This is a genomic window from Mesorhizobium sp. M1E.F.Ca.ET.045.02.1.1 (genome assembly GCF_003952485.1).
GTDB lineage: Bacteria > Pseudomonadota > Alphaproteobacteria > Rhizobiales > Rhizobiaceae > Mesorhizobium.
Map to the genome: position 1 here is coordinate 3,526,675 of NZ_CP034447.1, position 21,985 is coordinate 3,548,659.

The 21,985-nt window shown below is 64.4% G+C and carries 24 protein-coding genes; 10 read left to right on the forward strand and 14 right to left on the reverse strand.

From position 1 onward, the window contains the following. Nucleotides 1-12 precede the first annotated feature (12 nt). Genes EJ070_RS17055 through EJ070_RS17065 form a run of 3 tightly spaced genes read right to left on the reverse strand, consistent with a single transcriptional unit; the run spans nucleotide 13 to nucleotide 3,751 of the window. Nucleotides 13-930, reverse strand: coding sequence for an NAD(P)-dependent oxidoreductase (locus EJ070_RS17055; protein ID WP_126092413.1), 918 nt, complete (start codon nucleotides 928-930; stop codon nucleotides 13-15). Beyond that, nucleotides 927-2,138 (reverse strand): mandelate racemase/muconate lactonizing enzyme family protein, encoded by a 1,212-nt coding sequence (locus EJ070_RS17060; RefSeq protein WP_126092414.1) that lies wholly within the window; start codon nucleotides 2,136-2,138, stop codon nucleotides 927-929. Before EJ070_RS17060 ends, EJ070_RS17055 begins: the two co-directional genes overlap by 4 nt. After that, nucleotides 2,135-3,751 carry a GMC family oxidoreductase N-terminal domain-containing protein gene (locus EJ070_RS17065; RefSeq protein WP_126092415.1) on the reverse strand — a complete coding sequence of 539 codons (1,617 nt, stop codon included), beginning with the start codon at nucleotides 3,749-3,751 and terminating at the stop codon, nucleotides 2,135-2,137. Before EJ070_RS17065 ends, EJ070_RS17060 begins: the two co-directional genes overlap by 4 nt. A gap of 191 nt (nucleotides 3,752-3,942) precedes the next feature. Here EJ070_RS17065 and EJ070_RS17070 point away from each other — a divergent pair, with 191 nt between their 5' ends. Together EJ070_RS17070 and EJ070_RS17075 are read left to right on the forward strand one after the other, a co-directional pair. Further along, a complete protein-coding gene (locus tag EJ070_RS17070) occupies nucleotides 3,943-4,338 on the forward strand; it encodes an acyl-CoA thioesterase (protein ID WP_126092416.1) in 396 nt (131 codons plus the stop codon). Between the two features lie 116 nt (nucleotides 4,339-4,454). Further along, nucleotides 4,455-4,649 carry a hypothetical protein gene (locus tag EJ070_RS17075; RefSeq protein ID WP_126092417.1) on the forward strand — a complete coding sequence of 65 codons (195 nt, stop codon included), beginning with the start codon at nucleotides 4,455-4,457 and terminating at the stop codon, nucleotides 4,647-4,649. A 169-nt stretch (nucleotides 4,650-4,818) separates the two neighbouring features. Here EJ070_RS17075 and EJ070_RS17080 read toward each other — a convergent pair whose 3' ends face one another. Then, the gene (locus EJ070_RS17080) at nucleotides 4,819-5,187 is read right to left on the reverse strand and encodes a helix-turn-helix domain-containing protein (protein ID WP_126092418.1); all 369 of its coding nucleotides are present in this window, start codon (nucleotides 5,185-5,187) and stop codon (nucleotides 4,819-4,821) included. Between the two features lie 89 nt (nucleotides 5,188-5,276). On the opposite strand from EJ070_RS17080, the gene EJ070_RS17085 reads away from it, so the two are divergent. Next, the gene (locus EJ070_RS17085) at nucleotides 5,277-5,882 is read left to right on the forward strand and encodes an NADPH-dependent FMN reductase (protein WP_126092419.1); all 606 of its coding nucleotides are present in this window, start codon (nucleotides 5,277-5,279) and stop codon (nucleotides 5,880-5,882) included. A gap of 185 nt (nucleotides 5,883-6,067) precedes the next feature. Here EJ070_RS17085 and EJ070_RS17090 read toward each other — a convergent pair whose 3' ends face one another. Continuing rightward, on the reverse strand, nucleotides 6,068-7,381 hold the full coding sequence (locus tag EJ070_RS17090) for a hemolysin family protein (RefSeq protein ID WP_126092420.1): 1,314 nt from the start codon (nucleotides 7,379-7,381) through the stop codon (nucleotides 6,068-6,070). A gap of 88 nt (nucleotides 7,382-7,469) precedes the next feature. Next, nucleotides 7,470-8,384 (reverse strand): LysR family transcriptional regulator, encoded by a 915-nt coding sequence (locus EJ070_RS17095; protein ID WP_126092421.1) that lies wholly within the window; start codon nucleotides 8,382-8,384, stop codon nucleotides 7,470-7,472. 123 nt (nucleotides 8,385-8,507) lie between these two features. Here EJ070_RS17095 and EJ070_RS17100 point away from each other — a divergent pair, with 123 nt between their 5' ends. Further along, the gene (locus EJ070_RS17100) at nucleotides 8,508-9,530 is read left to right on the forward strand and encodes an NAD(P)-dependent alcohol dehydrogenase (RefSeq protein WP_126092422.1); all 1,023 of its coding nucleotides are present in this window, start codon (nucleotides 8,508-8,510) and stop codon (nucleotides 9,528-9,530) included. A gap of 13 nt (nucleotides 9,531-9,543) precedes the next feature. Here EJ070_RS17100 and EJ070_RS17105 read toward each other — a convergent pair whose 3' ends face one another. The 4 genes from EJ070_RS17105 to EJ070_RS17120 form a co-directional block, all read right to left on the reverse strand. Then, entirely contained in the window at nucleotides 9,544-10,254 is a 711-nt protein-coding gene (locus tag EJ070_RS17105) for an LssY C-terminal domain-containing protein (RefSeq protein WP_126092423.1), read from the reverse strand. Nucleotides 10,255-10,330: 76 nt separating this feature from the next. After that, entirely contained in the window at nucleotides 10,331-11,155 is an 825-nt protein-coding gene (locus EJ070_RS17110; RefSeq protein WP_126092424.1) for an extensin family protein, read from the reverse strand. A 115-nt stretch (nucleotides 11,156-11,270) separates the two neighbouring features. Beyond that, on the reverse strand, nucleotides 11,271-12,299 hold the full coding sequence (locus EJ070_RS17115; protein ID WP_126095796.1) for an extensin family protein: 1,029 nt from the start codon (nucleotides 12,297-12,299) through the stop codon (nucleotides 11,271-11,273). Nucleotides 12,300-12,489: 190 nt separating this feature from the next. Continuing rightward, nucleotides 12,490-12,915 (reverse strand): DUF3775 domain-containing protein, encoded by a 426-nt coding sequence (locus EJ070_RS17120; RefSeq protein WP_126092425.1) that lies wholly within the window; start codon nucleotides 12,913-12,915, stop codon nucleotides 12,490-12,492. A gap of 181 nt (nucleotides 12,916-13,096) precedes the next feature. On the opposite strand from EJ070_RS17120, the gene EJ070_RS17125 reads away from it, so the two are divergent. After that, nucleotides 13,097-13,636, forward strand: a complete 540-nt coding sequence (locus tag EJ070_RS17125; RefSeq protein WP_126092426.1) for a tetratricopeptide repeat protein — start codon at nucleotides 13,097-13,099, stop codon at nucleotides 13,634-13,636. Nucleotides 13,637-13,898: 262 nt separating this feature from the next. Further along, complete coding sequence (greA, locus tag EJ070_RS17130; RefSeq protein ID WP_040970906.1) at nucleotides 13,899-14,372, forward strand: transcription elongation factor GreA; 474 nt, start codon at nucleotides 13,899-13,901, stop codon at nucleotides 14,370-14,372. Here greA and waaC read toward each other — a convergent pair. From waaC to rfaD, 3 genes are read right to left on the reverse strand one after another with little or no spacing between them, the layout of a single operon-like run. Further along, complete coding sequence (waaC, locus tag EJ070_RS17135; protein ID WP_126092427.1) at nucleotides 14,369-15,361, reverse strand: lipopolysaccharide heptosyltransferase I; 993 nt, start codon at nucleotides 15,359-15,361, stop codon at nucleotides 14,369-14,371. The two genes, greA and waaC, sit on opposite strands and share 4 nt — an antisense overlap. Continuing rightward, nucleotides 15,358-16,365: a lipopolysaccharide heptosyltransferase II gene (gene waaF / locus EJ070_RS17140; RefSeq protein ID WP_126092428.1), complete on the reverse strand. Its 1,008-nt coding sequence runs from the start codon at nucleotides 16,363-16,365 to the stop codon at nucleotides 15,358-15,360. Before waaF ends, waaC begins: the two co-directional genes overlap by 4 nt. Further along, the gene (rfaD, locus tag EJ070_RS17145) at nucleotides 16,338-17,285 is read right to left on the reverse strand and encodes an ADP-glyceromanno-heptose 6-epimerase (RefSeq protein WP_126092429.1); all 948 of its coding nucleotides are present in this window, start codon (nucleotides 17,283-17,285) and stop codon (nucleotides 16,338-16,340) included. The genes waaF and rfaD overlap by 28 nt, the downstream gene beginning before the upstream one ends. Before the next feature lie 264 nt (nucleotides 17,286-17,549). Here rfaD and rfaE1 point away from each other — a divergent pair, with 264 nt between their 5' ends. From rfaE1 to EJ070_RS17160, 3 genes are read left to right on the forward strand one after another with little or no spacing between them, the layout of a single operon-like run. After that, nucleotides 17,550-19,040: a D-glycero-beta-D-manno-heptose-7-phosphate kinase gene (gene rfaE1, locus EJ070_RS17150; RefSeq protein WP_126092430.1), complete on the forward strand. Its 1,491-nt coding sequence runs from the start codon at nucleotides 17,550-17,552 to the stop codon at nucleotides 19,038-19,040. A gap of 7 nt (nucleotides 19,041-19,047) precedes the next feature. Beyond that, entirely contained in the window at nucleotides 19,048-19,620 is a 573-nt protein-coding gene (locus tag EJ070_RS17155) for an SIS domain-containing protein (RefSeq protein ID WP_126092431.1), read from the forward strand. Further along, nucleotides 19,613-20,263 carry an HAD-IIIA family hydrolase gene (locus EJ070_RS17160; RefSeq protein WP_126092432.1) on the forward strand — a complete coding sequence of 217 codons (651 nt, stop codon included), beginning with the start codon at nucleotides 19,613-19,615 and terminating at the stop codon, nucleotides 20,261-20,263. Before EJ070_RS17155 ends, EJ070_RS17160 begins: the two co-directional genes overlap by 8 nt. Here EJ070_RS17160 and EJ070_RS17165 read toward each other — a convergent pair. Then, a complete protein-coding gene (locus EJ070_RS17165; RefSeq protein ID WP_126092433.1) occupies nucleotides 20,260-20,742 on the reverse strand; it encodes an Lrp/AsnC family transcriptional regulator in 483 nt (160 codons plus the stop codon). The genes EJ070_RS17160 and EJ070_RS17165 overlap by 4 nt on opposite strands. A gap of 221 nt (nucleotides 20,743-20,963) precedes the next feature. Between EJ070_RS17165 and trxB the strand changes: the two genes are divergently transcribed. Next, nucleotides 20,964-21,938: a thioredoxin-disulfide reductase gene (gene trxB, locus EJ070_RS17170; RefSeq protein WP_126092434.1), complete on the forward strand. Its 975-nt coding sequence runs from the start codon at nucleotides 20,964-20,966 to the stop codon at nucleotides 21,936-21,938. Nucleotides 21,939-21,985 lie beyond the last annotated feature (47 nt).

Genomic DNA, 21,985 nt, shown 5'->3' on the forward strand with positions numbered 1-21,985 from the left:
AAAATTTGCCGACTATTTTCCCAGCCTGGCCGGGAAGCCCGGGGCGCGGAGTTCCGCTCCGACTGCATCCTCGAGCAGCTTGACTATCTGCGTCGACCAGGCGTCCCCGCCATAGGCCCGCTTGCCCTCTTCAAAGATGGCGTTGACGCGGGCGGCGAGATCGAGCGGCACGCCGAAATCCCTGCCCATGGCAAGCGCGAAGCCGAGATCCTTCAGCGCAAGGTCCATGGTGAAGCCAATGTCGTAGGAGCCGTTCAGCACCAGCTGGCTTTCGGTCTCGTGTACGAAGCTGTTGCCGGAGGAGGCGACGATCGCATGATAGGCTTGGGCGAGGTCGAGCCCGCCTTGCTTGGCCAGCATCAACGCTTCGCCGGCGGCGACGAGATGGACGAAGGCGAGCATATTGGTGATGACCTTGATCACGGCCGCCGAGCCGACCGGCCCCATGAGGAAGGACTTGGCGCACATCGCTTCGATCGCCGGCCGGTGCCGCTCGTAAAGCGCGGCATCGCCGCCGACCAGCGCAGTGATCCTGCCTGCCGCCGCCAGATGCACGCCGCCGGTGACCGGACATTCCAGCGTCTCGACGCCCTTCGCCGAAGCAAGCGCCGCCAGCCGCAGGATCTCGTCGCGGCCATTGGTCGACATCTCGATCCAGGTGCCGCCGGCGGGCAGGCCATCGAGCAAGCCGTCGGGGCCGGCGAGCACCGCTTCGCTGACTTTCGGGGAGGGCAGGCAGGTGATCGCATTGCCGGCGCGCGCGGCTGCTTCGGCAGGACTCCTTGCCGCCGTGCCGCCGAGCGCGACAAGGCGCTCGACAGCCGCCGGATCGCAGTCGAAGACGGTGACGGCAAAACCGTTGCGCAGCAGGCTGGCGGCAAGGTTGCCGCCGAGATGGCCGAGGCCGATGAAGGCGTAGGCGAGGGTCACGGCATCAGCGGCGTCTGCATCATCTGCAGATGCAGGTCCTTGCCGCTATAGGGGTACGCGTCGCAGACCTCCTCGTTGAGCTCGACGCCGAGGCCGGGTTCCTTCGACGGAATGACGTTGCCGTCCTGCCACTCGATCTTCTTCTTGAGCAGCGTGGCGTGAAACCCGTCCCACTGCTTGAGCGATTCCAGGATGAGGAAGTTGGGCAGCGTCACTGCAAGCTGGATGTTGGCGGCACCGACGATCGGCCCGCAATAGCAGTGCGGCGCGACCTGGATGTGGTAGGCCTCGGCCATGGCGGCGATCTTCTTGGTCTCGAGAATACCGCCTGAGCGGCCAAGGTCCGGCTGCAGGATGGTGGCGGCGCGGTTCTCGATGACGCGGGCGAATTCGAATTTCGTCGTCAGCCGCTCGCCGGTGGCGATTGGAATGGAAGTGCCGCGTGCCACTTGCGCCATCACCTCGGGCATGTCCGGCGGCACCGGCTCCTCGAACCACAACGGGTCGTAAGGCTCGATGGCGCGGGCCAGCCGCAGCGCGCCGGAAGCGGTGAACTGGCCATGCGTGCCGAACAGGATGTCCGCCCTGGTGCCGACGGCCTCGCGGATCGCCTTGACCATGCGCGCCGAAAGGTCGATGTCGATGAGGCGCGGCTGGTGGCCGTCATAGGCGGTGTAGGGGCCGGCCGGATCGAGCTTCACGGCGTTGAAACCCTGCTCGACATATTCGAGCGCGCAGGCGGCGGCCATGTCGGGATCGTTGTAGACATTCTGGCCGCGCGCATCCTCGGAATGGACGCTGCCGGCGTGCGGATAGAGATAGGTATAGGAGCGCAGCGTCTCGTGCACCTGGCCGCCGAGCAACTTGTAGACCGGCTTGTTCGCCTCCTTGCCGACGATGTCCCAGCAGGCCATTTCGAGCGCCGAGAAGCAGCCCATGCCGGAGACATCGGGGCGCTGGGTGAAGCCGGACGAATAGACGCGGCGGAAGAGGTTCTCGACATCGTGCGGATCGCGGCCGACGAGATAGCGCTCGGCCATGTCCTCGATCATCCTGGCCGTGACATGCGCCGAGAAGGTCGCGTTGTAAGCCTCGCCGTAACCGACCACGCCCCCATCGGTGGTGAGCTTGACGAAGATGAAATACTTGCCGCCGATGCCCGGCGGCGGGTTGCCGACAACCCAGGTCTTGACGTCGGTGACTTTCATTTCCGATCCTCCAGAACCAGCTCGGCGCCTTTCCATCCGGTGAGGATCGAAGCGGCGTTGGTGTTGCCCGTGATATTGTCGGGAAAGATCGACGCGTCGATGACGCGCAGACCGCTCAACCCGTGCACCCGAAGCCTTGGATCGACGACGGCGCGCGCGGCGTCCGGAGCCATGCGGCAGGTCGACACCGGGTGATAGACGGTGCCCGAACGTTTCCTGAAATCCTGAATCAGATCGGCGTCGGAAGTGATTGACGGACCAGGCAGAACCTCTTCCTCGATGATGTCGGCCATGGCCGGCATCGAGGCGATCTTGCGCACGAACTTCACCGCCGCCAGCATCTCGTCGACATCGGCGTTGGTGGAATAGGCGTTGGCCGTGATCTTCGGATAATCGCGCGGATTCTTCGAGCGGATCATGATCTCGCCTCGGCTCGACGGGCGGCAGTTGGAAAGGCCGATGGAAAAGCCGGGCCACGGATCGGGGGTCAGGATCGGGCGCTCGCCGCTCTTCGGGATGACGGTCGAGAAGGCCTGGAAATAGAGCTGCATGTTGGGCCGCGCCATCGACGGGTCGGTGCGGAAGAAGCCGCCGGCATTGTTCATCGACAGAGCCAGCGGACCGGAGCGCAAGAGGATGTATTGCATGCCGACCAGAAGCTTGCCCCACCATGGGCGCAGGATCTGGTTGAGCGTCGGCAGCTTGCCTTTGAAGGTGTAGTTGACGCCGACATGGTCCTGCAGATTGGCGCCGACATTCTCGTTTGCGTGGACGACCGGGACGCCGAGGCCGTTGAGCAGCGCGGCCGGACCGACGCCCGAGAGCTGCAACAATTGCGGTGAGTTGATCGAGCCGCCGGAAATGATGACCTCGCGGCCAGCGCGCGCGGTCTTCGTCTGGCCGTTCTGCTCGTATTCAACGCCGACGGCGCGCTTGCCTTCGAACAGGATTTTCGTCGCCAGCGCGTTGGTCTCGACGCGAACGTTGCCGCGCTTCATCGCCGGACGCAGGAAAGCGCGGGCGGCGGACATGCGGCGGCCGTTCCGGGTGGTGATCTGATAGACGCCGACGCCTTCCTGGGTGGCGCCGTTGAAATCCGGATTGAGCGGCAGGCCGGCCTGCTGCGCGGCTGCCAGGTAGCGCTTCGTCAACGGATGCACCGCGTTCGAGCAATCGGTGATGTGCAAAGGACCGCCGACGCCGCGCCACTGATCGGCGCCGGCCTCGTTGTCCTCCAGCGCCTTGAAGGCGGGCAGCAGGTCGCCATAGCTCCAGCCGGGATTGCCGGCGGCGCCCCAGGCGTCGAAGTCCTCGCGCGCGCCGCGGATGTAGACCATGGCGTTGATCGAGCTCGAGCCGCCGAGCAGCTTGCCGCGCGGCCAGTGGTCGGCATTGTTGCCGAAGCCGGGATCGGGCTCGGCCTTGTAGTTCCAGTTGACGGCCGGATCGAAGAAGGTCTTGCCGTAGCCGAGCGGCATCTTGACATAGAAGCGTCGATCGGTCCCGCCGGCCTCCAGCACCAGCACCGAAAAGCGGCCCGAGGCCGAGAGCCTTTCCGCGACGACCGAGCCGGCCGAGCCGGAGCCGACGATGATGAAGTCATAAGTCTGCATGATGCGCGCGCGGGCTCCGAAATCCGGCGCTTACCCTAGACATTGCCGGCTCACCGCGTCGCCGGGGCTTCCGTCATGGCTTGTGAAAAAAGCGACCGCTTGAGCGGCGCGCTTTTCGCTTTCAGCAGAGCTTGCGACATCGCGACCGCGTTGGTACGGGTTCAGGAAAGCAGCGGCTGAAGGACCTTCCCATGGTGCACTACGCGGACGGAAAGCCGCTCGGCGACCTGACACTGAGGACGCTGGCCATGCCGTCCGACGCCAATGCGGCCGGCGACATCTTTGGCGGCTGGGTGATGGCGCAGATGGACCTTGCCTGCGGCATCCGCGCAGCCGAGCGCGCCAAGGGCCGCGTGGTGACGGCGGCGGTCAAGGAGATGTCTTTCGCCAAGCCGATGAAGATTGGCGACACGCTCTGCATCTACACCCATGTCGAGCGCGTCGGCCGAACCTCGATGGTGCTCAAGGTCGAGGCCTGGGCGCAGCGCTACCTCTCCGACCTGATGGAGAAGGTCACCCATGCCGATTTCGTCATGGTGGCGCTCGACGGCGAAGGCAAGCCGAAACCGGTTCCAGCCGAAGGCTGACGGAAGACGATTCTTCCGGACCGGCGCATTTGTAACAACTCCCGCGCGGCAGATGCGTCCGGCGACATCCGATGGTTGCCGCCACGCCCGATCGTGCCAACGCTGGAGGAAAGACAATGCGTCAATACATGCTGAACGGCTGGCTCGTGGCAGCCTTCGTCGCCCTGGTCTGCCTGCTCGGCATAATAGCCTATGCCGAGGTCAAGACGGACCTTCCGCGCACCGCCAGTCTGGGTGGCGGCGGGGACATTGGGGGGCAGGGCGCGATATGCGATCTCGCGCCTCGCGGCGGCATCGCGCGAAATGCCTGAACGACTGTCATCGCAAGGCGACCTTCGCCACGAGAGTCCAATGCAGGCCGGACTGGCCACAGTCCGATGCGACAAGATCTAAAGATTTTGAGATGTTGTTGCACGGCCCGCCTCGCGGCCGGCGGGACTTCCGCCTCGAAACCTCCGAAGCGCTTGCGCCGCAAGGCTTTCAGGCCTGCTGGCCGTCGAATTTCGCGCGCGCTGCCTGCACTCGACTGGTGTTCTTGCGCGCCCATTCGCCAAGCGCGCCGACCGGCACCAGCAGCTCGTGGCCGAGCTCGGTCAGCTCGTAGTCGACTCGCGGTGGGATCGTGGGAAATACCTTGCGCGTGACGAAGCCGTCACGCTCCAGACCGCGCAAAGTAGTGGTCAGCATCTTCTGCGAAATGCCGCCCACGGCCGTGCGCAATTCGTTGAAGCGCATCGCTCCGCCGCCCAGCTTGCCGACCACCAGAACGGTCCATTTGTCGCCGACCCGTTGCAGGATTTCCGACACGGCGCGGCAGTCCTCGGTGTTGTGCGGGTGCCTCAGTAACAAAAATGTGCCTCCTTGCGTGCCGCTTTGTCAGTATCACATATAGCGCCGGTATCCAAACGATACCAAAATTCCCGCAAGGAGAGCCCCTTATGTCCAAGCCCAAAATCGCCATTGTCGTCGGTTCGACGCGCGCCGCCCGCTTCGCCGACGTGCCGACGCAGTGGATCGCCAAGATCGCCAAGACGCATGCCGACATCGACGTCGAAGTCGTCGATCTGCGCGACTTCCCGCTGCCCTTCTTCGACGAGGTCGCTTCGTCTGCCTGGGCGCCGTCGCAGAACGAGGTGGCGCAGCGCTGGCAGAAGAAGGTCGCCGATTTCGACGGCTTCATCTTCACCGCCGCCGAATACAATCACGGCCCGACGGCTGTGCTGAAGAACGCCATCGACTACGCCGCCAATGAGTGGAACAAGAAGCCGGCCGGTTTCGTCGGCTATGGCAGCGTCGGCGGCTCGCGCGCCGTCGAACAGCTCCGTCTGCATGCCGTCGAGCTGCAGATGGCGCCGGTCAAGTCGGCCGTCCACATCGCCTGGGGCGATTTCCTTGCGGTACGTCAGGGCGAAAAGAAGCTGGAAGATATCGAGCATCTGAACCAGGCGGCCGCGGCGCTGGTCAACGACGTTGCATGGTGGGCGAAGGTGCTGAAGGCCGCGCGCGCGGCCGATGCGATCGACGCCGAAGCCAAGGCGGCTTGAGCGCGTCATAGCGCGATCATCCTCCCAAAATCATCTGTCGAGGGCGGCGCTTGCGCCGCCCTTTTTCAATTCGCGGACGCTTCAGCCGGCGGCCGTGACCGGAGCAAGGTTGTTCTGGTGCCTTAGAGCGGTTCAGCGTTTGATAGAATCGCCGAACCGCTCTAGGTATCGGCCTGTTGCGTCGGCTACCGCCGCGCGATCTGGCGGTGGCCGTCGGGCAGGCGGGTGGCGATCAGCTTGTCGATGCGGCGGCCGTCGAGGTCGACCACTTCGAAGCGCCAGCCTTGCGCGTCGACGCACTCTCCAGTAGCGGGAAGATGGTGCAGATGCGACAGCACGTAGCCGGCCACCGTCTCGTAATCGCGGTTCTCCGGAAGATCGATGCCCAGCACCTCGGCCATCTCGTCGGCCTGCATGTAGCCGGCGAGCAGCCATGAGCCGTCCTCGCGCTTGACGGCGTTTTCTTCCTCGCCGGCATCGAGGTCCGAGCGGAAGACGCCGGTGATCGCCTCCAGGATGTCGGCCGGCGTGACGATGCCTTCGAAGTGGCCGTATTCGTCATGGACGAGCGCCATCGGGACGTCCGACTCCTTCAACTTCTGCAGGACGTCGAGCGCGTCGGCCTGGTCATGCACGATGGGCGCGGCGCGCACATGCTGGCGCGGTTCTAGCACCTTGCCGCCGAGGATCGCCGACAGCACGTCGCGCGTCTGGACGACGCCGACCATGTCATCGACATTGCCGTCGCCGGCGGGCAGGCGCGAATGCTGGGTCTCCATCAGGAGCCGCCTGATGGCTGCTTCGTCGGATTGCAGGTTGATCCAGTCGACTTCGGTGCGCGGCGTCATCACGGCGCGCACGGCGCGGTCGCCGAGGCGCATGACGCCGGCGATCATGCGCCGCTCGTCGGATTCGATGGTGCCGTGATGTTCGGCCTCGGCGACCAGCATCTTGATTTCCTCGTCGGTGACCTTTTCTTCCGACTCGCCGGACTGGCCGAGCAGCCAGAGAATGGCGCGGCCGGAAACATCGAGCAGAAAGACAAGCGGCGCCGAGACGGTGGCGAGGATGGTCATCGCAGGCGCCGCCCTGACGGCGACGCGTTCCGGATCCCTCAGCGCAATCTGCTTCGGCACGAGCTCGCCGACGATCAGCGAGGCATAGGTGATGATCGCGACGACGATACCGACGCCGACGGGATCGGCGATGTTCTCGCGGATGCCCGTCGAAGCCAGATATTGCGCCAGCCGCCCGCCGAGCGTGGCGCCGGAAAAGGCGCCGGAGAGAACGCCGACCAGGGTGATGCCGATCTGCACCGACGACAGGAACTTGCCGGGATTGGAGCCCAGCGCCAGCGCGCGGCCGGCCCCCCTGACGTTGCGGTCGATCATCGCCTTGAGGCGGGCCGGCCGCGACGAGACGATGGCGAGCTCCGACATGGCCAAAAGGCCGTTCACCAGGATGAGGACGGCCACGACGGCGATTTCAACATAAAGCATGCCTGGTCAATAGCATTGCCGCGGTGCATTCGAAAATAGTCCGCCGCTATTTGGAGCATGACAATTTTGGAGCGCGGGCGCTGGCCATTCAGACGGCATCCCAGGGCGGCGCCGAAAAATGTTCGACGAGCGCGTCGATGACGACCCGGACCTTCGGCGTGAGCGCGCGCGTCACCGGCCAGACCGCGTGCACGACGATGTTTTCGACCAGACAGTCGGACAGGACCATTTCAAGCTCGCCGCGCTTCAGGCTGTCGGCTGCCAGCCAGGTCGGCAGAAAGGTGATGCCGCAGCCTGCAAGGGCCGCATCGAGCATCGGTTCGCCGTGGCCGAGGACGAGCCTGGCCTTGGGCACGAATGTCGTCAGACGGCCGTCGGCGTCCCTTATGGTCCAGGGACGAACAACGCCCTCACGCCCATAGCCGATGACGCTGTGGCCGGCGAGGTCGTCGATGGACCGCGGCCTGCCGTGCCTTTCGAGATAGGCGGGAGCCGCGAAGATTGCCGAGCGTTGGGCGTAGATGCGGCGCGCCGCGAGCGACAGGCTGTCGTCGAGATCGCCCATGCGCACCGCAAGGTCGATGCCTTCCTCGATCAGGTCGACGCGCCGGTCGTTGAAGGAGATCTCGATCGTCAGCTCCGGGAAACGGCTGGAGATGCCGAACAGCACCGGGGCGACGCATGTGCGGCCAAAGGCAAGCGGCACGTCGACGCGCAGCCTGCCGGACGGAACCTGCCGGCGTGAGGCGAGCAGCGCCTGCCCGGCCTCGATCTCGGCCAGGGCCCGCACGCAGGCTTCGTAATAGCTCGCGCCTTCGCTGGTGGGGCTGAGGCTGCGGGTGGTGCGGTTAAGCAAGCGAACACCGAGCCGCTGCTCCAACCGCGCGACGGATTTGCCGATGGCGGACTTCGTTACACGCAGCCGTTCGCCGGCGCCGGTGAAGCTGCCGGCCTCCACGGCGTGGACGAATGCGACAATGCCTTGCAGGTCTACCGAATCCACGATGCATCCTTTGTAGAGTTCTTCTCTTCAATTTGTTGCCAAATATCCCGCATTGCGGCACTATTTTCCATAGTTGGATCGCATAAATGTCTTCGCTCGGCCATCAATCAAGGAGCGAGACGCATGAGTACCGACGGCAACAGATCCTGGCAGATGACGGGCTTCGGCCTGTCAAAACTGAACCCGGTGAGAGGCGAGATTCCCGAGCCCGGCCCGCACGAGCTTCTGGTGCGTACGAAAGCTGTCTCGCTGAACTACAAGGACAAGCTGATCGTGGATGGCATGCTCATTCCCGATCTTACCTTCCCCTTCGTGCCGACATCGGACGCGGTGGGCGAGATCGTCGCCATCGGCAGCGCGGTCAGCCGATTTCAGGTCGGACAGCGCGTGCTCGGCCAGGTGATTGCCGACTGGCCGGACGGCGATGCGCCGCCGGTGCTGCACAGACACACGCTAGGCTCATCGCTGCCGGGCACGCTTTCAGAGCATGTCGTCTTCGGTGAAGATGCCGCGGTGCTCGCGCCGCCTTCGCTCAGCGATATCGAGGCAGCGACGCTGCCGATCGCGGCGCTGACTGCCTGGTTCGCGATGACCGAGGCGACAAGGCCGGTGCCGGGCCAGACCATCCTGATCCAGGGCACTGGTGGCGTCTCGCTGTTTGCGCTGCAGTTCGCCGCGGCGTTCGGCCTGCGCGCCATCGTCACCTCGAGCAGCGACGAGAAGCTCAAGCGCGCCAAGGAACTCGGCGCCTGGCAGGTGATCAACTATCGCACCCAGCCGGCCTGGGACGAGGCAGCCCGTAAGTTGACGGATGGGCTGGGCGTGAACCACATTCTGGAGATGGTCGGTGGCGACAACGCACGGCGGTCGTTGAACGCGCTCGCCGCCGATGGCCGGCTGTCGATCGTCGGCCTGCTCGGCGCGACGGAGATCAGCTTTCCGGTCGTGCCGCTCATGCGCAACCGCATCGTCGTGCAGGGCATTTCCATCGGCCACCGCCGCAGCTTCGAGCGCATGAATCAGGCGATCGAAGCTCTCCGCATCAAACCAGTGGTCGACAAGGTTTACGGCTTCGACGACGTGCCGCAGGCGTTCGGGCATCTTGAGAAAGGCCCGTTCGGCAAGATCGTCATCACCGCGACCTGACCTCGCCGCGCGGTCACGGCAGGGTCTTCAGCACGCCGATTACCGCCATGCCGTCGGTAAAAAACGGATCGCCGCCGCCATTCCTGCCGCTTTTCGTGGCGCCAATCCCCGGTATCTCGCTGGTCGAAATCAGCATGCCTGCCGCATCGAGGCCGCCGATCAGGAAGCTGCGCTCGGCGTCGATGTCCGGGCCGATATGGTGGGTGATGGCGCCGGTGTCGTGGCTGAGGCCGACGCCGCGGTCGAAGCTGGCAGCGCCCAGCCAGAGCGGGCGGCGGCCGTCGTCGCCGACCGTGTTGGTTTGCCAGAAGCGGACATGGTGGCGACGGTCGGCGCTGTCGCCGACCGGCTTTTCGAAGGCGAGGTCCTGGGCGCGGCCTTCGAACAGCAGCCTGCTCATCGGCGCATCGGGATAGGGACGGGAGAACAGGACGCTTTCGCCGATGTCGATAGCGGTCCTGAGCGTGACGGCGTCGGCCGTGTCCCAACCGGCGACGGCAAAAGCGTGGACCACTTCCTTTTCGGTACCGACAAGGCCGACATTGATCGGGTCGCCCGGAATTCCTTGCGGCGTGTGCGTCACCATCTCGAAACGCTGTGTGCGGAAGCCGCGCTCCCGCCAGGTCCAGAATTCCGGCGCGGCGAGATAGGCAAATGCCAGATAGAAAGCGCAAAACGCCGCCAGCCAGATCGCGGCGCGCCGCCGAAGGCTCCGCTCACCCAAGAGAGACCACTCCCAAGTCGATGCACGGCCACTCTATGTCGCGTTGCGCGCATTGGGCAGAGGTTTCGGGATTGCTTTAGCGGCAGGCGCGGTAGCCGCTCCTGCGGTTCTTGACGTCGAAGTGGAAGTGGTTGCGGTGATCGTAATTGTAGCCCGGACCGAGCACCGTGTTGAAATACTGGCAGCCGTCGGCGCGCACGTTGTTGAGGAAGCCGCGGGTGCGGAAAGCGAACAGGCCGGGCTTGCGGACGTCGATGTCGTCGCCATTGTTGAGCTCGATGCTCATGACGTCGAGCGCGTTGCCCTTGCCGTGCTCCGAGAGCACGCCTTCGCCGGCGATGTTACGGCAGGAATAGCTCGAGCCTTGGTGGATGGCCCTGACGCCGGAGAAATAGCGCCAGCGGGCTGCCGGCACGAGTTCGTTCCTGGTCCAGGCGGCAAAGGTCGCGGCCATGTTGCAGGTCAGCGTGGCGGCGGGCTTCATCTCGACGCTGCCGATGGCCGAAACCTTCACCGGGAAGTCGATGCCGCACTGGCCTTCATGGATCGGCTGGATATCCGTATAGACGACGCCCATGCGTTTCAGCTCGTTGCGGCAGTCGATCTCGCTTGCGGGCATCTGCTCGACCGGCGACATCGGCTCATCCATGCGCGGATAGGCAGCCTGGGTCATATAGGGATTGGAAGGAACGAGGCGCTGCATGCCGGAATATTGCGGCGCCTCGGGCACGGCAGCGGTCTGGCTGCCGACGTCGACGGCCGGCTGCAGCGAGAAGACATCGCCCGTGTTGCAGGCCGACACGGCCGCGACGGCAAGCCCGGTGGCCAGCCAGACGGTGGCAGAGCGCGCAAAATCGTTCTGTCGCGCCATGGCAAGCATGGCGCCAAGTCTTCCGGTCATTGAAAGGCTTCCTATCCCCGGATGGCACAAGTTTAGTCGCCAACAGTAAAGGAAAGATCAGCGCCGGCATTCATGCCTGGGGCCGAATTGCGGCGACTGTTCTTGAAATCCTTTTTTATTGGCAGAAGGTTCCGCCGTGGCGGCGCGGCTCGAGGTCGAAATGAAAATGTAGCGAATGGTCGGCATCGCTGCCCGGACCGAGCACTGTCTTGAACGGCCCGCAGGCGGCCTTGCGCACAGTAGCCAGGAACTTGGCATCCTTCTCGGGCGGCACCGGACCAATTTCGATCGTCCTGCCATCCGACAGCGTGAAGGAGGCGATATCGAGCGCATTGCCGAAGGCGTGTTCCGAAAGCTTGCCGCCGCCGTGGCGCGGACGGCAGACGAAGGCGGAGGCCTGGGCGATCGATTTCAGATCGGCGCCGAATTCGGCCCTTACCGCCGGCCGGATGACATCGGCGGCAAAGCGCGCGGCAGCCTCGGCCATCCGGCAATTGAGCTCGGTGCCGGAACCGATACCGATCGATTTTCCCAGCGTTTTCAGAACGATGGGGTAGGGGATCGAGCAGCCGATCTCGGCGTCGTGCTCGGCCTTGTGCTCCTCGAATTCGACGCCGAGCGCCTTCAGCCGATCGCGGCACGCCACCTCTTCTTCCGGCATCCTGTCGGCAGGCAATTCAGCCGAGCGCGGATCGGGCAGCATTTTGTTGTCGCCGGTATCAGCCGGTTTTTCGGGTGGCTTCGGTGCGACAGCGGGCGGCTCCGGTTCCGCGATGTCGGGTCTTTGTGTCGGAATCGGCACTGCGGCCGGCGCCTCTGGTTCGCTTTCCATATCGGTTGACGGCTCCGGGGCTGAAGGCTCGGGACGCTTTCCCTGACGAGACTTTTCTTGATTGATCCGGTCGGATGCGTCAGCGTCCTTTGGACCGGCAGCCTTCCGCTCTTCCATCGTTGCGGCGTCGGCCTTTCGCGCTTCCGCGGGACGTGGCTCTGGCACCGGAACATCGGCGGGCAAGGTCGGCTGGTCCTGCGTTTGCTGTTGCGTCAGCTTTGGCGCGATATGCCGCTTGGCCCGCGATCTCATGCGGTGCTTGCTCCTCGGCCTCAGTGGCTGATCGGCCCGCTGCGTCAACGGCTGCTCCATACGCGGTGTCAGCGGCTGCCTGTAACGATGCTTGGCATCGGCCGGCGTGATTAGCAGGGCCGCCGCCAAAGGCAGCGCCAGTCTGCAAAATCCGGAAAAGCTCAGCGTTGCCATCGGCCGGAAACGGGCCCGGCACGGCAAGGTTGCCTTGGAAGCAGCGGCGCTGCGATCAAAATCCGTTACGGGCCGGTTACGCGCCGATCGCCTCCAGGCCTTCCTCGAGCCAGTCGGCGAGCTGCGGCAGGCCAAGCAGATACTTTGCCGTGCGCCTGTTGGCTCGCTCGCGGGCCGCGGCCACCGCCTCGACCCACTCGGAAGCATCGTAGTCGCCGCGGCCGACCCAGGCCAGCGCCACGAGCTCGGCCGCTTCATCGACGTTGAGATCGTTGATTAACTCGCGGAACTCCTCCTCGGTGAGGTCTTCCGACGCTTCTTCGACAAGGCCGTCATGGTGGTGGCTGTCATGCCTGTCGCCGTCGAACTCGACCTCGTGCTCGGCGCCGTCGTCGTAATCCTCGTTGACGCCGGCGCTCAGCGCCTTGGCCTTGAGGATAAACAGGCGCACCGTGTCCGGGTCGATCGAAAGCTCCCATTCCTTCTCGAGGCGCTGCTGCACTGGCCTTTCTCCTCGTCGTGCGCTCGACTGATGATAGCGGATTTGCGGCCCGCGTCACATCCGTTCGCAAGCAGCCGAGCCGCCTTGAACATTCGAAATAGTTCGGCCGTCACCTGCTTTTCGGGATGAAACCGCATCAAGGCGGCGTTAGTCTGCCATTGTCACGCTCAAGGAGGCATCGATGCGCAGACGATTGCTTGTTCAGGTCCTGGCTGTTGCGACCCTGCCACTGTTTGTGGCGCCAGCTTTCACGGCCGGCGAAGGCGGTGGTGGCGGCAGCGGTGGTGGCACCACCCAGTGCAAGAAGGGCGAGGTCTGGGACAAGAAGAAAAACAAATGCGTAAAGCCGCAATATGGCATGCTGGATGACGACAGCATCTACGAAGCGGGCCACGATCTCGCGATGGCCGGACGCTATGACGAGGCGATCTCGGTGCTGACTTTAGCCGCCAACAAGCAGGATCCGCGCATCCTCAACTATCTCGGCTATTCGCACCGCCATTCCGGCCGCATCACGGTCGGCCTCGGCTATTACGAGGAAGCGCTGCGCATCAATCCCGACTACACGCTGGTGCGCGAATATCTCGGCGAGGCCCATCTGCAGATCGGCGATCTTGCCGGCGCGCAGGAGCAGCTGAAGGAGATCGAGAAGCGGACAGGCAAAGGCTCGCGCGAATATGGCATGCTCTCCGAGCAGATCGACCATTTCCTGAGGAGCTGATTCAGTCCCAAGACTTTTCGAACCGGCTGCGAGCGATCGCAGCCGGTTTTTTGCTTGCCGCTGCCACATCAACCGCATGAAAGCGGTGATGATTTTGCCAAAGTTGATTTTTTGGGCGTGAAAATCGCGCGAAGATCGCTATATTCGGGGAAATTGTGGTGAAACGGTTCCGTTAGCCCGAGGCTGCCGGACCGTTTTCTTTTTGTACCATCGACAAGGCTGCTCCCGATAAGCGGGGGCGGCGGCAGGAAAGGTCAGGTATATGATCAAGGTCCCGATGACAGGCGAGGGGTTCGCGTCATTGAAGGAAGAACTGCGCTGGCGCCAGCAGGAAGAGCGTCCGCGCATCATCGAGGCGATCTCCGAAGCGCGCTCGCATGGCGACCTGTCCGAAAATGCCGAGTACCACGCCGCGAAAGAGTCGCAGAGCCACAATGAGGGCCGTATCAACGAGCTTGAGGACCTGATCGCGCGCGCCGAGGTGATCGACGTCACGAAGCTCAGCGGCGACAAGGTGAAGTTCGGCGCGACCGTCGTGCTGGTCGACGAGGATACCGAGGAAAAGAAGACCTATCAGATCGTCGGCGACCAGGAAGCGGACGTGAAGTCCGGCCGCATCTCGATCTCCTCGCCGATCGCGCGTGCGTTGATCGGCAAGGAAGTCGGCGACGCCATCGAGGTCAACGCTCCGGGCGGCGCCAGGGGGTACGAGATCGTCCAGGTGCAGTTTATCTAGCTCTTAATCTCCCCCCTTGCGGGGGAGAAAGCGCGCTGTGCCAGCAGCCGTTCCGCTTCAGCCATCACCTCGGCCGGCGTCACCCTGCCGCCTGCGGGCGCCAGCAGGGTCGAGGAGAACGGCCCGCGCGGGCCGGTCAAGCCCGGCTCCGTCGCCAGGAATATGGCGACCGTCGGAAGGCCGAAGGCGCTGGCGAGGTGGGTGAGACCGGTGTCGGCGCCGATCACCAGCGTCGACCGGCCGAGGATCGCGGCGATCTCGGCAAGCGGCGATTTTGGGACCAGCACCGTTTTCGGCACGTCGCCAGCGATCGCTTCGGCGACACGCTTTTCCTGTTCGTTCGACCAGGTGACGACCGGCGCGAATTGCCTGGCCACCAGTTGGCGCGCGGTCTCGATCCAGTCGTCGACCGGCCATTTCTTGTCCTCGCGGCTGGTGCCGTGCAGCAGGAAGGCAAGCCTGCCTTCAAGGATGGGAAGGTTACCTGCCGGCGGCACTATGCCGGACCCGAGACGGGAAAGATCGGGCTCGTAGCCAAGCGCCAGGCCGAACAGCCGCCGCGTGCGCTCGATGGCGTGCAGGTCGCGCGGGACCGCGTATCCGCGATCGTAGAACAGCGTTGCCGAGGGCTCGCGGACGCTCGAACGGTCGAAGCCGGCGATCGGTGCGCCAGCCTGCCTGGCGACAACGGCCGACTTCAACAGCCCCTGGGCGTCGATGACCAGGTCATAATGACCAGCACGCAGCGCGCGGCGCAGGCCGGCCATCTCGCGCCAAGTGCCGCCGTCAAGTGGCTTCCTGCGCCAACGCCGGATCGCCACCTTGTGGATAGACTTTATCGCTGGATGCAAGGCGACGACGCCGGCAAAGGCCTCTTCCACGCACCAGTCGAAGCTTATGTCCGGGCGATCGCGGAGCGCATCCTCGACAGCCGGGAAGGTATGGATGACATCACCCATCGACGATGTCTTGACGATCAGCACCTTCATGCGGCTGCCGGAACCCTAAGCAGCCGGTCGGCCGCGGCAGCGACCCGTGCGACGTCGAGCGTCTTCAGGCAGTTGAGATGGCCGAGCGGGCAGGTCTTGCTGTGGCAGGGCGAGCAGGAAAGATGAAGCCAGATCAGTTCCGAGCGATCGGTCAGCGGCGGCGTGTTCTCGGGCGAGGTCGAGCCGTAGACGGCGACGATCGGCGTGCCGACGGCGGCCGCGACATGCATCAGCCCGCTGTCGTTCGAGACCGCAAGCTTCGCCGCGGCGATCAGGTCGATGGCATCCTCGAGCCGCGTCCTGCCGGCAAGATCGACAGAGCCCGGCGCGAGCCTTGCGATCTCGCCGGTAACCTCGGCGTCGTTCTTCGAGCCGAGCAGGGCGACACCCAAACCTTTTGCCATCATTCCTCGTGCAAGCTCGGCATAATGTTCGCTCGGCCAGCGTTTTGCCGGGCCGAACTCGGCGCCAGGCATCAAGGCGACGAATTTCTTTTCGTCGAGCCCGAACCGCGCCAGCAGATCCGTCTGGTTGGCTGTGTCGACAGTGAGCTTCGGCGCGCGAAACGTGCCGCCGCGCGCAAGGCCGAAATAAGCGCGCGCCGTGCGCCGCTTGAGGGCGTCGGGCAGGGGAACGATATCGGTCAGCAGGCCGTAGCGCATTTCCCTCAAATTGCCGACGCGGCGCGAAATGCGGGCAAAGAACGGGATCAGCGCCGATTTCCAGCTTCCCGGCAGCACATAGGCCATGTCGTAGCGGCCGCGCAGCAGGCGGCCGAAGCGCCTGCGGCTGCGGAATTCCAGCGCGCCGGGCATCAGCGGAAAGTCGATCTGACAGCGTATTTCGGGCATGCGCTTGACCAAGGGTGCGGCCCAGCCAGGCGCCAGCACGTCGATCGCGGCGTTCGGATGCTGTTCCTTCAGCGCCGAAAACAGGCACTGGGCCATGACCATGTCGCCCACCCAGCGTGGGCCGATCACGAGGATCGTTGGGCTCTCAGCCATTCGACATAGTCTCTGACGCCGGTTTCGACGGTTCGGAATTGGCCATTGTAGCCGGCCGCGCGCAAGCGGGACATATCGGCCTGCGTGAAACTCTGATAGCTGCCCTTGAGGTGGTCAGGGAAGGGGATGAATTCGATCTCACCCTTGCCGAGTGTGCCGATCACCGTCTCGGCGATGGCGCGGAACGGCTGGGCGCGGCCCGTGCCGCAGTTGAAGATGCCGCTCAGGCCTCGTTTCCAAAGCCACAGATTGACCTCGGCGACATCGCCGACATGGATGAAGTCGCGGCTCTGCTCGCCCGGACCGAAGCCATCATAGGCGCCGAACAGCTTCGGGTTCTGGCCTTGCTCGACCTGGTTGAAGAGATGGAAGGCAACCGATGCCATGGCGCCCTTGTGCGCCTCGCGCGGTCCGTAGACGTTGAAATAGCGTAGCCCCGTCACCTGCGAATGGTCGGTGTCGACGTTGCGGCGGACGTAATCGTCGAAGAGCTTCTTGGAATAGGCATAGACGTTGAGCGGGCGCTCGCACTCGGGCTCCTCGCGGAATTCGCTGCCGCCACCATAGACCGAGGCCGACGAGGCATAAAGGAAGGGCACGCGCAGCGCGAGGCAAGCGTGCAGCAGCCGCTTCGAATAGGCATAGTTCACGTCCATCATGAACTTGCCGTTCCATTCGGTGGTGGTCGAGCAGGCGCCCTGATGGAAGACAGCCTCGATGCGGCCGAGCCCGCCGTCCTCCAGCCGGGCCAGAAACTCGTCCTTGTCGAGATAGTCGGCAATGCGGAGGTCGGCCAGATTGGCGATCTTGTGCCCGTCGGTGAGATCGTCGACGACGACGATGTCGTCATGCCCCTCGGCATTGAGCGCGGCGACGATGTTGGAGCCGATCATGCCGGCGCCGCCCGTGACGATGATCATGAAGGCCTCTGGTTCCGTTGCCGATTCCGGCTCTTATAGGGGACGCCGGTGGGAGTGTCGATAAAGCACGTCAAACGCATGTAGGACGTTCGCTCGGCCACAGTCGCGCCGCAAAGCTCACGCTTCACTCGCGCGTGTTCGCCCCGGCCCGGCGTTGCGCTGGCCCCAATTGCGGTATATCGGCATCGCGAAGAACCATGGGCGCCGGATTTCCGGCGCTGCAACCCTGATCAAGAAACCGCCTTTCAGGCGCGTGCCAGTGAGATGATCAAGCAGCATCTGCCTTCCCCGGAACCCTTGCATCGTGCCATCGCCCGCTTTGGCGACGTTACCGTGCTGGTGGTTGGCGACTTCATCCTCGACCGCTTCGTCAGCGGCGTCATCGAGCGCATTTCGCCCGAGGCGCCTATCCCGGTGCTGCATGGGCGGGGCGAGATGCTGGCCATGGGCGGCGCCGGCAATGTCGTTTCCAACATCGTATCGCTGGGTGGCGCTGCCATCCCTGTGTCCGTGATCGGTGCCGATCAGGCCGGCGACAACCTCATGCGCATGCTCGGCGAACTCGGCGCCGATACCGATGGCCTGACACAGCGGCAAGACCGCATGACCTCGTCGAAGAGCCGCTTCAGCGCGCTCAACCAGCAAGTGCTGCGCTTCGACGAGGAGGAGATCAAGCCGCTGTCCCGCGGCGAGCGCGCGACGCTCGTCGAGCATTTCCAGGCAGCGCTTGCGCGCGCCGACATCGTCATCCTGTCCGACTATGGCAAGGGCATCCTGCTCGACGGCGTGGCGGCCGATTTGATCGCGATCTGCCGCGATGCCGGGAAGCCGGTGCTGGTCGACCCGAAGGGCCGAGACTATGCGCGTTATGCCGGCGCGACGGCGGTCACGCCCAATCGCAAGGAGCTTGGCGAGGCGGTCGGACGCGCGGTGTTCGGCGACGACGAGATCACGGCTGCGGCACGCGACCTGATCGCCGTGCATGACTTCGAGTTCATCGTCGCCACGCGCAGCGAAAAGGGCATGAGCGTCGTCACGGCGGAGGATGCCCGCCATATCTCGACACAGGCGCGCGAAGTGTTCGACGTCTCCGGCGCCGGCGACACGGTCATCGCAACCTTCGCGCTGTCACTGGCCGCAGGCGCCGATCGCGTGCAGGCCGCTACAATCGCCAACGCCGCTGGCGGCGTCGTGGTGGGAAAACGCGGCACGGCACGGCTGACGGTCGAGGAGCTCTCCGGCGCGCTGTTCCGCTCGCACGGGCCGGTCGCCCACAAGGATGCCATTTTGGACGCCAGTGCAGCCGCGCGGATGGTGGCGGCCTGGAAGGAAGAGGGGCTGACGGTGGGTTTCACCAATGGCTGCTTCGACATCCTGCATGCCGGCCATGTCAGCCTGCTTCATGCCGCGCGCAGCCAGTGCGACCGGCTGGTGCTCGGCCTCAACAGCGATGCCTCGGTGCGAAGGCTGAAAGGGCCGGGGCGCCCGGTCAACGACCAGCATGACCGCGCCTGCGTGCTCGCGGCTCTTGCCTCGGTCGATGCGGTCGTCGTCTTCGAGGAGGACACGCCGCTGGCGCTCATCGAGGCGCTCTTGCCGGACATCCTGGTCAAGGGCGCGGACTACACCGTCGACACCGTGGTCGGCGCCGACGTGGTCCAGAAGGCAGGCGGGCGCGTGGTGCTGGTCGACCTCGTTGCCGGCAAAAGCACCACCGGTACGATAGGCAAGCTGCGCGCCGGCGGCACGAATTGAGGATTTCATGTCCGAACTGAACGACTATCTGGTCCGCTCGGCGGCGGCGATCTCGGCGATGGTCGAGCGCGACCTCACCGGTGAAATGGAACGCGCGGTGAGCACGGTCGTGACGGCGCTCTCGCAAGGCAAGGCGCTGCTGATCTGCGGCAATGGCGGTTCGGCGAGCGACGCCATCCATATTGCCGGCGAACTGGTCGGCCGCTTCCTCAAGGAGCGCAAGGCTTACAACGTCATCGCGCTGCCGGCCAATGCCGCCGTGCTGACCGCCTGGGGCAACGACTACGGCTTCGACACGGTCTTTTCGCGCCAGGTCGAGGCACATGGATCGGAGGGCGCGGTGCTGCTTGCCATCTCGACCAGCGGCAATTCGCCGAGCATCCTTGCGGCCGCCGAGCAGGCGCGGGCGATGGGCATGACGGTGATCAGCCTCACCGGCGACACCGGCGGCAAGCTCAGGCCGCTGACCGATATCCTGCTCAACGTGCCGTCGACCTCGACGCCAATCATCCAGCAGGGGCATCTTTGCCTCTACCACCATCTGTGCGAGGCGGTCGAAGCGCGTCTCAGCAATGGCTGACGGCGGCGCTGAGTTTCCGCTTGTCGAGCCCGGCCTGTGGGTCGAGCGGACCAGCGCCAGAACCTTTCCAGCCGGCCTTCCGGCGGTCTTTCTCGATCGTGACGGCACGATCAATGTCGATACCAGCTATCCGAGCAACCCTGCAGATATTGTCCTGCGGCCGGAGATGCTGCCGGTCATCCGAACCGCCAACCTTGTCGGGCTTCCGGCAATCATTGTCTCGAACCAGTCGGGCATCGCGCGCGGCTATTTCGGCTGGCCGGAATTCGCGGCAGTCAATGGCCGACTCTTGCAGCTTCTCGACGCGGAAGAATGCGAGATCGATCTTGTGCTTGCCTGTGCCTATCATTCAAGCGGCACGGGTGTTCTGGCGGTAGACGATCATCCGATGCGCAAGCCCAATCCGGGAATGCTCCTGTGCGCCCGCGATCTATTGAACTTAGACACGGGTCGCTCGATCATCGTTGGCGATAAGGCCGACGACATGGAGGCAGGGCGGCGGGCCGGGCTGGTGGAAGGCTGGCAAGTCGGAAGCCGGGTCAACCGAAAACTTGGCGACGGCGCCTTCACCGCGCGCAAGCTGATGACAGGCAACGATCATCGGAAGCTGTGCGACGTTATTGCTGAGCGCGGCAGGGTCTAGGGCTTCATCTCGAAGGCCACCAGCCCCTCGTCCTTGACGCGACGGATGGTCAGCGCGGTGCGCACCGTGTCGACATTGGGGGCCGAGGCGAGCTCCTCGATGACGAAGGTCTGGAAGGTGCCGAGGTCGCTCGCCACGCAGTGCAGCAGGAAATCGGACTCGCCCGACACCATCCAGGCGTCGCGGACGATCGGCCAGCCGCGCGTGCGTTCGGCGAAGGTCTTCAGCTCTGCATCGGCCTGATGGTGCAGGCCGATCAGGCAGAAGGCGACGACATCCATGCCGAGCGCCGGCGCGTTGAGGAGCGCGCGGTAGCCGCGGATGATGCCGGCCTCTTCCAGCCGCCTGACGCGCCGCAGACAAGGCGGCGCCGAGATGCCGACCCGGTTCGACAGTTCGACATTGGTCATGCGCCCGTCATTCTGCAGCTCGCGCAGGATCTTCCAGTCGATGGCGTCGAGATCGGCTTTGAGCGGCATGGTCGGCTTTCGCGCAAGAATCTTTCGCGATTTTGTAATTAGGTTTCGTGCCGGAGGCCATCCCTTTACGATGATTTTTCTGATAACGGGCAGCGATATGGCCCGGTATGCATGTGACGAAGCTTTCCGGGGACGAAGGCCGAGTTGCCTTGCTGGCTTGGCGGGCAGCACTTACATTACGCGCGACAAACCACGGCCTTGAGCCGCAGGGGACTTTATTCATGAACACCAAACATGCGCCCGTTCTCATCATCGGCTCCGGTCCGGCCGGCTATACGGCGGCGATCTACGCCGCCCGCGCCATGCTGAAGCCGATGCTTGTCGCCGGCCTGCAGCAGGGCGGCCAACTGATGATCACCACCGACGTCGAAAACTATCCGGGCTTCGCCGATCCGATCCAGGGCCCCTGGCTTATGGAGCAAATGCTCAAGCAGGCCGAGCATGTCGGCACCGAGATCGTCAACGACATCATCACCGAGGTCGACCTCAATGTGCGGCCGTTCCGCGCCGCCGGCGATTCCGGTACGGTCTACACCGCGGACGCCCTGATCATCGCCACCGGCGCGCAGGCCAAGTGGCTGGGCATTCCCTCGGAGCAGACCTTCATGGGCTTCGGCGTCTCGGCCTGCGCCACTTGCGACGGCTTCTTCTACCGCGGCAAGGATGTCGCTGTGGTCGGCGGCGGCAATTCGGCGGTCGAGGAGGCGCTCTACCTCGCCAATCTCGCCAAGAGCGTCACCGTCATCCACCGGCGCGGCGATTTCCGCGCCGAGCGCATCCTGCGCGAGCGGCTGTTCAAGAAGGACAATGTGCGCGTCATCTGGGATACGGTCGTCGACGAGATCACCGGGCAGCCGGGCAAGGCGCCGCTGCCGCCTTCGGTCGAGGGCCTGAAGCTGCGCAATGTGGCGACCGGAGACGTGTCGCGGCTGAAGGTCGACGGCGTCTTCGTGGCGATCGGCCACGCGCCGGCGGTCGAGCTCTTCGCCGGCAAGCTGAAGCAGAAGCCGAACGGCTATCTGTGGACGGCACCCGATTCCACCCGCACCGACGTGCCCGGCGTGTTCGCCGCCGGCGACGTTACCGACGACGTCTACCGGCAGGCGGTGACTGCGGCAGGGCTGGGCTGCATGGCCGCGCTCGAGGCGGAGAAATATCTGGCGGGGATCGAAGTTCACCGCGAAGCGGCGGAATAAGCGATCGGCTGAGAAAAGCCGTTTAAAAGCCTGATTTTTCATTCAGA

Coding starts and splice junctions, on each gene's coding strand:
- EJ070_RS17065 (WP_126092415.1), bottom strand. CDS start 3,751: ATGCAGACTTATGACTTCATCATCGTCGGCTCCGGCTCGGCCGGCTCG.
- rfaD (WP_126092429.1), bottom strand. CDS start 17,285: ATGATCATCGTCACGGGCGGCGCCGGCATGATCGGCTCCAACATCGTC.
- rfaE1 (WP_126092430.1), top strand. CDS start 17,550: ATGATCAAGCAGCATCTGCCTTCCCCGGAACCCTTGCATCGTGCCATC.
- EJ070_RS17155 (WP_126092431.1), top strand. CDS start 19,048: ATGTCCGAACTGAACGACTATCTGGTCCGCTCGGCGGCGGCGATCTCG.
- EJ070_RS17075 (WP_126092417.1), top strand. CDS start 4,455: ATGCGTCAATACATGCTGAACGGCTGGCTCGTGGCAGCCTTCGTCGCC.
- EJ070_RS17160 (WP_126092432.1), top strand. CDS start 19,613: ATGGCTGACGGCGGCGCTGAGTTTCCGCTTGTCGAGCCCGGCCTGTGG.
- EJ070_RS17090 (WP_126092420.1), bottom strand. CDS start 7,381: ATGCTTTATGTTGAAATCGCCGTCGTGGCCGTCCTCATCCTGGTGAAC.
- EJ070_RS17100 (WP_126092422.1), top strand. CDS start 8,508: ATGAGTACCGACGGCAACAGATCCTGGCAGATGACGGGCTTCGGCCTG.
- EJ070_RS17070 (WP_126092416.1), top strand. CDS start 3,943: ATGGTGCACTACGCGGACGGAAAGCCGCTCGGCGACCTGACACTGAGG.
- EJ070_RS17115 (WP_126095796.1), bottom strand. CDS start 12,299: ATGGAGCAGCCGTTGACGCAGCGGGCCGATCAGCCACTGAGGCCGAGG.
- EJ070_RS17110 (WP_126092424.1), bottom strand. CDS start 11,155: ATGACCGGAAGACTTGGCGCCATGCTTGCCATGGCGCGACAGAACGAT.
- trxB (WP_126092434.1), top strand. CDS start 20,964: ATGAACACCAAACATGCGCCCGTTCTCATCATCGGCTCCGGTCCGGCC.
- greA (WP_040970906.1), top strand. CDS start 13,899: ATGATCAAGGTCCCGATGACAGGCGAGGGGTTCGCGTCATTGAAGGAA.
- EJ070_RS17165 (WP_126092433.1), bottom strand. CDS start 20,742: ATGCCGCTCAAAGCCGATCTCGACGCCATCGACTGGAAGATCCTGCGC.
- waaF (WP_126092428.1), bottom strand. CDS start 16,365: ATGGCTGAGAGCCCAACGATCCTCGTGATCGGCCCACGCTGGGTGGGC.
- waaC (WP_126092427.1), bottom strand. CDS start 15,361: ATGAAGGTGCTGATCGTCAAGACATCGTCGATGGGTGATGTCATCCAT.
- EJ070_RS17060 (WP_126092414.1), bottom strand. CDS start 2,138: ATGAAAGTCACCGACGTCAAGACCTGGGTTGTCGGCAACCCGCCGCCG.
- EJ070_RS17085 (WP_126092419.1), top strand. CDS start 5,277: ATGTCCAAGCCCAAAATCGCCATTGTCGTCGGTTCGACGCGCGCCGCC.
- EJ070_RS17125 (WP_126092426.1), top strand. CDS start 13,097: ATGCGCAGACGATTGCTTGTTCAGGTCCTGGCTGTTGCGACCCTGCCA.